Source organism: Vibrio ichthyoenteri ATCC 700023 (genome assembly GCF_000222605.1).
GTDB classification, from domain to species: domain Bacteria; phylum Pseudomonadota; class Gammaproteobacteria; order Enterobacterales; family Vibrionaceae; genus Vibrio; species Vibrio ichthyoenteri.
Window position 1 is genome coordinate 19,632 of record NZ_AFWF01000121.1, and the last position, 8,052, is coordinate 27,683.

The following is an 8,052-nucleotide window of genomic DNA, read 5'->3' on the forward strand; positions in this document are numbered from 1 at the left end:
CCTGTAAGGAGTTAAAAGGAGCCCACCTGCAAAAGTGAGCACCTTTTTACCGATAACCGCTTAATTTCCCTGAGCTCTCGCTCAGGGGAATAAGAGATTACTCTTCGTCTTCTAGCTCGATGTTGATACCTAGCGAGCGAATCTCTTTCAACAGTACGTTGAACGATTCTGGCATGCCAGGTTCCATGCTGTGGTTTCCGTCTACGATGTTTTTGTACATCTTAGTACGGCCGTTAACGTCATCTGACTTAACGGTTAGCATTTCTTGAAGCGTGTAAGCAGCACCGTATGCTTCTAGTGCCCATACTTCCATCTCACCGAAACGCTGACCACCGAACTGAGCTTTACCACCAAGTGGTTGCTGAGTTACTAGGCTGTACGAACCAGTAGAACGAGCGTGCATCTTGTCGTCAACAAGGTGGTTTAGTTTCAGCATGTACATGTAACCAACAGTTACAGGACGCTCAAACGAATCACCAGTACGACCATCAAACAACTTAAGCTGACCAGATGTTGGTAGGTCTGCTAGCTCTAGAAGAGCTTTGATTGATGATTCAGGTGCACCATCAAATACTGGCGTTGCAATTGGTAGACCACCACGTAGGTTGCCGATCAATGTGCGTACTTCAGCATCAGATAGAGAAGCAATGTCTACAGTCTGGCGAGTCTCGCCTAGGTCGTAAACTTTTTGCAGGAATTCGCGGAATTTCGCTAGCTCTTGCTGCTCTTTCACCATCTTGTTGATTTTCTCACCGATACCTTTCGCTGCCAGACCTAAGTGAACTTCTAGGATCTGACCGATGTTCATACGCGAAGGTACACCCAGCGGGTTAAGTACGATATCTACTGGCTGACCAGTTTCATCGTATGGCATGTCTTCAACAGGGTTGATCTTAGAGATTACACCCTTGTTACCGTGACGGCCTGCCATTTTATCACCAGGCTGAATGCGACGTTTAACCGCAAGGTAAACCTTAACGATCTTCAGTACGCCAGGTGCTAGATCATCACCTTGTGTGATCTTACGACGCTTAGTTTCAAACTTCTTATCGAAGTCTGCACGTAGTTCGTCATACTGCTCTGCTAGTTGCTCAAGCTGAGTCTGTAGAGCATCATCTTCAAGCGTTAGCTCTAGCCACTTCTTACGATCAGTCGTGTCTAGTTTCGCTTCAGAGTAACCACCGTCGATAAGTACAGAACGAACACGCGCTAGTAGACCGCCTTCAAGAATTTGGAACTCTTCAGTAAGGTCTTTCTTCGCTTCTTTCAACTGCATCTGTTCAATTTCAAGCGCACGCTTGTCTTTCTCTACGCCATCGCGAGTGAAAACTTGAACATCGATGATAGTACCTGAAACAGAGTTTGGTACACGTAGTGATGTATCTTTAACATCTGATGCTTTTTCACCGAAGATAGCACGTAGTAGCTTCTCTTCAGGCGTTAGCTGAGTTTCACCTTTAGGCGTCACTTTACCAACTAGGATGTCGCCACCCTTAACTTCAGCACCAATGTAAACGATACCTGACTCGTCTAGTTTAGACAGAGCAGATTCACCTACGTTTGGAATATCCGCTGTGATCTCTTCAGAACCCAGTTTCGTGTCACGCGCCACACAAGATAGTTCTTGGATGTGGATTGTCGTGAAGCGGTCTTCTTGAACTACGCGCTCAGATACTAAGATCGAGTCTTCGAAGTTGTAACCGTTCCAAGGCATGAACGCGATACGCATGTTCTGACCAAGTGCTAGTTCACCAAGGTCTGTTGAAGGACCATCAGCAAGAACGTCGCCACGAGCAACCGGTTCGCCAGGCATTACACATGGGCGTTGGTTGATACACGTGTTTTGGTTAGAACGAGTGTATTTAGTTAGGTTGTAGATATCGATACCAGCTTCGCCAGGAATCAATTCTTCTTCGTTCACTTTAACAACGATACGAGAAGCATCTACAGACTGAACAGAACCACCACGTTTCGCAACAACAGTTACACCTGAGTCAACTGCGATGTTACGTTCAATACCAGTACCAACTAGCGGCTTATCAGCACGTAGAGTTGGAACTGCCTGACGTTGCATGTTCGCGCCCATCAAGGCACGGTTCGCATCATCGTGTTCTAGGAACGGGATAAGCGATGCAGCGATTGATACTACCTGGTTCGTTGCAACGTCCATGTACTGAGCGTGTTCACGAGGGTGAAGACCAGATTCACCTTTCTGACGAGCAGTGATTAGCTCATCATCAAATGTACCTTCTTCAGTCAACTTAGTGTTCGCCTGAGCGATAACGTATTGACCTTCTTCGATTGCAGATAGGTAATCAACTTCGTCAGTTACAACACCATCTACTACACGACGGTATGGCGTCTCTAGGAAACCGTACTCGTTACAACGTGCAAACGCAGATAGTGAGTTGATCAAACCGATGTTTGGACCTTCTGGCGTTTCGATCGGACATAGACGACCGTAGTGAGTTACGTGAACGTCACGTACTTCAAAGCCAGCGCGTTCACGCGTTAGACCGCCAGGACCCAATGCAGAGATACGACGTTTGTGCGTAACTTCTGACAACGGGTTGTTTTGGTCCATAAACTGTGAAAGCTGTGAAGAGCCAAAGAATTCTTTAACCGCTGCTGAAATAGGCTTAGCGTTGATTAGATCTTGAGGCATGATTGCATCAAGGTCACCAAGGCTTAGGCGCTCTTTCACTGCACGTTCAACACGTACAAGACCAACGCGGAATTGGTTCTCAGCCATTTCGCCAACTGAACGGATACGACGGTTGCCAAGGTGGTCGATATCGTCCACTTCGCCTTTACCGTTACGGATCGAGATCAGCTTCTTCATCACTTCGATGATATCTAGCTCATCTAGCGTACCTTGCTCGTCTGCATCTGCACGACCAATTGAGCTGTTGAACTTCATGCGGCCAACAGTTGATAGGTCGTAACGCTCTTCAGAGAAGAACAGGCTTTCGAACAATGATTCAGCAGCTTCTTTCGTTGGCGGCTCGCCAGGGCGCATCATGCGGTAGATTTCTACCAGTGCAGAAATACGATCAACAGTGCTGTCGACGCGTACAGTTTCTGACATGAAGGCACCGTGGTCTAGATCGTTCGTAAATAGAACTTCTAGCGCTTTGTGGCCAGCTTGAGAAAGGTTCGCTAACGCTTCAAGACTGATCTCTTGGTTAGCTGAAACGATAACTTCGCCAGTCGCTTCGTTAACGTAATCTTTCGATGCAACTTTACCAACGATGTACTCAACTGGTACTTCGATGTGGTCAACGCCTTCTTTTTCAAGCTGACGGATATGACGCGCAGTTACACGACGACCTTGCTCAATATATACTTTGCCGTTTGCTTCAATATCAAACGAAGCAGTCTCACCACGTAGACGCTCTGGGATCAACTCCATAAGTAGAGTTTGATCTTTCACTTGGAAGTTAACTTTCTCGAAGAATAGATCTAGGATCTCTTCGGTAGTCTTACCAAGTGCACGCAAAATAATTGATGCAGGTAGTTTACGACGACGGTCGATACGTACGTACAGGTTGTCCTTAGGATCGAACTCAAAGTCTAACCATGAGCCACGGTAAGGAATGATACGTGCGTTGTATAGAACTTTACCTGATGAGTGGGTCTTACCCTTATCGCTGTCGAAGAAAACGCCTGGGCTTCTGTGCAGCTGGGATACGATAACCCTCTCGGTACCGTTAATTACGAAGGTACCATTGTCTGTCATAAGCGGAATTTCGCCCATGTAGACTTCTTGTTCTTTAATGTCTTTTACAGTACCTGCTGGCGCGTCTCGATCAAAGATCACAAGGCGTAGTTTTACGCGTAGTGGCTTTGAGTAAGTAACACCGCGGATTTGACATTCTTTAACATCAAAAACTGGCTCACCAAGACGGTAGCTAACGTATTGCAGCTCGGAATTGCCGTTGTAGCTCTGAATTGGAAAAACAGAACGGAAAGCAGCCTCAAGACCGTATTGCCCCTCAGGATCCTGTTCGATAAATTTTTCGAACGAATCGAGCTGGATCGATAGCAGGTATGGAATGTCCAAAACTTGTGGACGAGTACCAAAGTCCTTACGGATGCGCTTTTTCTCGGTATAAGAGTAAACCATGGGGTTCCTCAGCTCGCTGATAAGTGACCCAAACTGTCCGCCTGACGGGTGGGACAGTGACTAACAACTGTTTACTGTAGTCTCATGTCATTCGCTGAACGTCATGAGTTTTGCTCGGATAAAGGTGCTTAAACAGCGGGAAAATTCACCTAGACCCTACAGCGCAAAAAGGCCGGTGGTTAATAAACCACCAGCCATTAGCCTTACGGCTATGAAATTAAGTAATAATTACTTGATTTCAACAGAAGCGCCAGCTTCTTCTAGCTGTGCTTTAAGAGCTTCAGCTTCAGCTTTTTCTACGCCTTCTTTAAGAGCAGCAGGTGCGCCGTCTACAAGAGCTTTAGCTTCTTTAAGGCCTAGACCAGTTGCGCCACGTACAGCTTTGATAACTTGTACTTTGTTAGCGCCAGCAGCAGTTAGGATTACGTCGAATTCAGTTTGCTCAGCAGCAGCTTCAGTAGCAGCACCACCAGCAACTACAGCAGCAGCTGCAGTAACACCGAATTTCTCTTCCATTGCTTCAATTAGTTCAACAACTTGCATTACAGACATTTCTGCAACTGCGTCTAGGATTTGCTCGTTAGTAATAGACATAACAATTCTCTTTTAAGTCAACAATAAGTTTATTTTGCAACCAGTAAAAAAAGCAAGGCTTACGCCGCAACTTCTTCTTTTTGATCGCGGATAGCAGCGATAGTACGTACCAGCTTGCCAGCTGAAGCTTCTTTCATGCACATCATTAGGCGTGCAATAGCTTCGTCGTAAGTTGGTAGTGTCGCTAGTACTTCAGCGTCAGTTAGAGCGCCTTCAAATGCAGCAGCTTTGATCTCGAAATCTTTGTTCTCTTTAGCGAAGTCTTTGAAAAGACGCGCTGCAGCACCTGGGTGCTCGTTAGAGAACGCGATTAGAGTAGGACCAGTGAAAGTGTCAGTTAGACACTCGTACTGAGTACCTTCAACCGCACGACGTGCTAGAGTGTTACGAACAACTCGTACATAAACACCAGCTTCACGAGCCTGTTTACGTAGAGAAGTCATTGCACCCACAGCAACACCGCGAGAATCAGCTACAACTGCAGAAAGTGCACCACTGGCAGCTTCGTTGACTTCAGCAACAATTGCTTTTTTGTCTAGAAGGTTTAAAGCCATCTTGGATTAACTCCTGGTTGTTATTACACCACTCACTATTATCACAACAGTGAGAGCTATTTAGGTGCTTCCCAGAAGAAAGTTTACTATTTACATAGAGCTTTCTGTCAGTTCGGGCACCATCTACGTAGGGCGATTAAGTCAAGCTTTGCAAGCAAAGAAAGACACCTACGGTCTTGGACGGAGACTGGGTCATAATCCAATTAAACTCGAAAGTTTAACGAACCAAAGTTCAGCCCCAACCACAAATATTAGGCGCAGAATTATACACTAATTTTGCGCCTAAGCAAATATATTAAGCTTGAGTGTTCAGGCTAGCCTGATCAACTGCAACGCCAGCACCCATTGTAGTAGAGATGCTAACTTTCTTCAGGAAAGCGCCTTTCGCTGAAGACGGCTTAGCTTTCTTAAGCGCAACTAGTAGAGCTTCTAGGTTCTCTTGTAGTTGGTTCGCGTCGAAAGACACTTTGCCGATTGTAGTGTGGATGATACCGTTCTTGTCATTACGGTAACGAACCTGACCAGCTTTAGCGTTCTTAACCGCTTCAGCAACGTTAGGAGTTACAGTACCAACTTTCGGGTTTGGCATCAGACCACGTGGACCTAGGATTGTACCTAGTTGACCAACAACGCGCATTGCATCTGGAGAAGCAACAACTACGTCGAAGTTCATTTCGCCCTTTTTAACTAGCTCAGCTAGATCTTCCATACCCACTAGGTCAGCGCCAGCTTCTTTAGCAGCTTCAGCGTTTGCACCTTGAGCGAATACAGCAACGCGGATATCACGACCAGTACCGTGTGGTAGCACAGTTGCGCCACGAACGTTTTGGTCAGATTTACGAGCGTCGATACCTAGGTTTACAGCTACGTCAACAGATTCTACGAATTTAGCAGTTGCTAGTTCTTTAAGAAGAGCTACAGCTTCATTGATTTCGTATTCTTTAGTTACGTCAACTTTGTCGCGGATTACGCGCATGCGCTTAGTTAGTTTTGCCATGATCTTAACCCTCTACCACTAGGCCCATTGAACGAGCAGTACCCGCAATAGAACGTTTCATCGCTTCAATATCAGAACCAGTCATGTCAGCAGCTTTAGTTTCTGCGATTTCTTGGATTTGAGCTTCAGTAATCGTGCCCACTTTTTCAGTGTTAGGACGACCAGAACCAGACTTAAGACCAGCTGCCTTCAGAAGAAGAGTTGCAGCAGGAGGAGTCTTAGTGATGAACGTGAAAGAACGGTCAGAGTAAACAGTGATTACTACTGGAGTCGGCATGCCTTTCTCAAGAGATTCTGTTTTTGCGTTGAACGCTTTACAGAATTCCATGATGTTAACACCGTGTTGACCTAGAGCAGGACCAACTGGTGGACTTGGGTTCGCAGCGCCAGCAGCAACTTGTAGCTTGATATAAGCTTCAACTTTCTTAGCCATGATATTTCCTAAGTTTGGGTTCAAACGCTAATCGACTGATCAGCTCCCCGTTATGTAAAAATCTTTTTACTTCAACAGAAGCAAAAAGGCGCGAAATTATAGTCATAATTCACGCCCTAAACAACCCTTTGCAAGGTGTTTTTTTAATCAAGTTTTTCCACTTGACCGAATTCAAGCTCAACAGGTGTTGCACGACCAAAGATCGATACAGACACTTTAACGCGGCTCTTAACGTAATCTACTTCTTCAACAGTACCGTTGAAGTCAGCAAATGGGCCATCGGTCACGCGAACAACTTCACCCGCTTCATACATAGTACGAGGACGTGGTGCTTCACTCGCTTTTTCAAGACGGTTAAGAATCGCATCAGCTTCCTTATCAGTGATAGGAGCTGGACGATCAGAGGTACCACCAATGAAGCCCATGACACGCGGAACACTACGCACTAAGTGCCATGATTCATCGTTCATGATCATCTGAACTAGGACGTAACCTGGAAAGAACTTACGCTCTGACTTACGACGTTGTCCAGCGCGGATTTCCACTACTTCTTCAGTAGGGACAAGTACTTCACCGAATAGCTCTTCCATGCTATGCATTTTGATATGCTCGCGAAGAGATTGAGCTACACGACCTTCAAAACCAGAGAAGGCTTGAACTACATACCAGCGTTTTTTTGGAGCTTCACTCATGAATAAAAACCCTCTATACCCCAGTCACAAATGCAACAAGACGAACCATAATGCCGTCAATGCCCCATAGCGCTAGAGCCATTACAATACTTACAGCTAAAACGATCAGTGTCGTTTGCAGAGTTTCTTGACGCGTTGGCCAAACCACTTTACGAACTTCCATACGAGATTCTTTCGCAAACACGATCGAAGCTTTACCTTTAGTTGTTGTAGCGGCAACACCAAGTGCTGCTGCAATTAATACAACAACGCCTGCAGCGCGAACCACTACAGACATATCACCATACAGGTAATTACCCACAACAGCGGCAGTTAGCAGAACAAAAGTGATCACCCACTTAAAGATATCTGCGCCATTTGAGCTCTCAGGAGTTTCAGCATTATTTGCTTTCATAAAACCAACCTGTCACAAGTCTTAATATAGACGACAACAACCCCGCTGCTGCAGGGCAAATCCATGAAACGACCAATTTAATAAAAAATTGACGTCCTCTTTTATTGACCAAAATTACTTTTTGCCAAAAAATTCCTGCTAATGCCCACATGAACAATAATTCAGCAAACATTATTTTTTGTGCAGAAAAAGGGCATCAAATGATGCCCTTTTTGCTACTGGTTCGTCAAATCTTATTCAAGATTTTCTGAAGTCTTCAGCT

At 45.5% G+C, this 8,052-nt stretch carries 7 protein-coding genes; all 7 read right to left on the reverse strand.

The features are described 5' to 3' along the window. Positions 1-97: 97 nt before the first annotated feature. A complete protein-coding gene (gene rpoB, locus RH85_RS10000; protein WP_006712106.1) occupies positions 98-4,126 on the reverse strand; it encodes a DNA-directed RNA polymerase subunit beta in 4,029 nt (1,342 codons plus the stop codon). Between the two features lie 228 nt (positions 4,127-4,354). Further along, complete coding sequence (gene rplL / locus RH85_RS10005) at positions 4,355-4,720, reverse strand: 50S ribosomal protein L7/L12 (RefSeq protein ID WP_005596695.1); 366 nt, start codon at positions 4,718-4,720, stop codon at positions 4,355-4,357. 59 nt (positions 4,721-4,779) lie between these two features. Continuing rightward, on the reverse strand, positions 4,780-5,274 hold the full coding sequence (gene rplJ / locus RH85_RS10010; RefSeq protein WP_006712107.1) for a 50S ribosomal protein L10: 495 nt from the start codon (positions 5,272-5,274) through the stop codon (positions 4,780-4,782). Between the two features lie 295 nt (positions 5,275-5,569). Beyond that, positions 5,570-6,271: a 50S ribosomal protein L1 gene (rplA, locus tag RH85_RS10015; protein WP_005596691.1), complete on the reverse strand. Its 702-nt coding sequence runs from the start codon at positions 6,269-6,271 to the stop codon at positions 5,570-5,572. A 4-nt stretch (positions 6,272-6,275) separates the two neighbouring features. After that, positions 6,276-6,704 (reverse strand): 50S ribosomal protein L11, encoded by a 429-nt coding sequence (gene rplK, locus RH85_RS10020; protein ID WP_005596690.1) that lies wholly within the window; start codon positions 6,702-6,704, stop codon positions 6,276-6,278. Positions 6,705-6,847: 143 nt separating this feature from the next. Further along, positions 6,848-7,396, reverse strand: coding sequence for a transcription termination/antitermination protein NusG (gene nusG, locus RH85_RS10025; protein WP_006712108.1), 549 nt, complete (start codon positions 7,394-7,396; stop codon positions 6,848-6,850). A gap of 13 nt (positions 7,397-7,409) precedes the next feature. Further along, the gene (gene secE / locus RH85_RS10030; RefSeq protein WP_005596684.1) at positions 7,410-7,790 is read right to left on the reverse strand and encodes a preprotein translocase subunit SecE; all 381 of its coding nucleotides are present in this window, start codon (positions 7,788-7,790) and stop codon (positions 7,410-7,412) included. Between the last annotated feature and the right edge of the window lie 262 nt (positions 7,791-8,052).

Excerpts from the sequence above, each read along its gene's own strand:
- rpoB (WP_006712106.1), bottom strand. The coding sequence starts at position 4,126 with ATGGTTTACTCTTATACCGAGAAAAAGCGCATCCGTAAGGACTTTGGT.
- secE (WP_005596684.1), bottom strand. The coding sequence starts at position 7,790 with ATGAAAGCAAATAATGCTGAAACTCCTGAGAGCTCAAATGGCGCAGAT.
- rplL (WP_005596695.1), bottom strand. The coding sequence starts at position 4,720 with ATGTCTATTACTAACGAGCAAATCCTAGACGCAGTTGCAGAAATGTCT.
- rplK (WP_005596690.1), bottom strand. The coding sequence starts at position 6,704 with ATGGCTAAGAAAGTTGAAGCTTATATCAAGCTACAAGTTGCTGCTGGC.
- nusG (WP_006712108.1), bottom strand. The coding sequence starts at position 7,396 with ATGAGTGAAGCTCCAAAAAAACGCTGGTATGTAGTTCAAGCCTTCTCT.
- rplA (WP_005596691.1), bottom strand. The coding sequence starts at position 6,271 with ATGGCAAAACTAACTAAGCGCATGCGCGTAATCCGCGACAAAGTTGAC.
- rplJ (WP_006712107.1), bottom strand. The coding sequence starts at position 5,274 with ATGGCTTTAAACCTTCTAGACAAAAAAGCAATTGTTGCTGAAGTCAAC.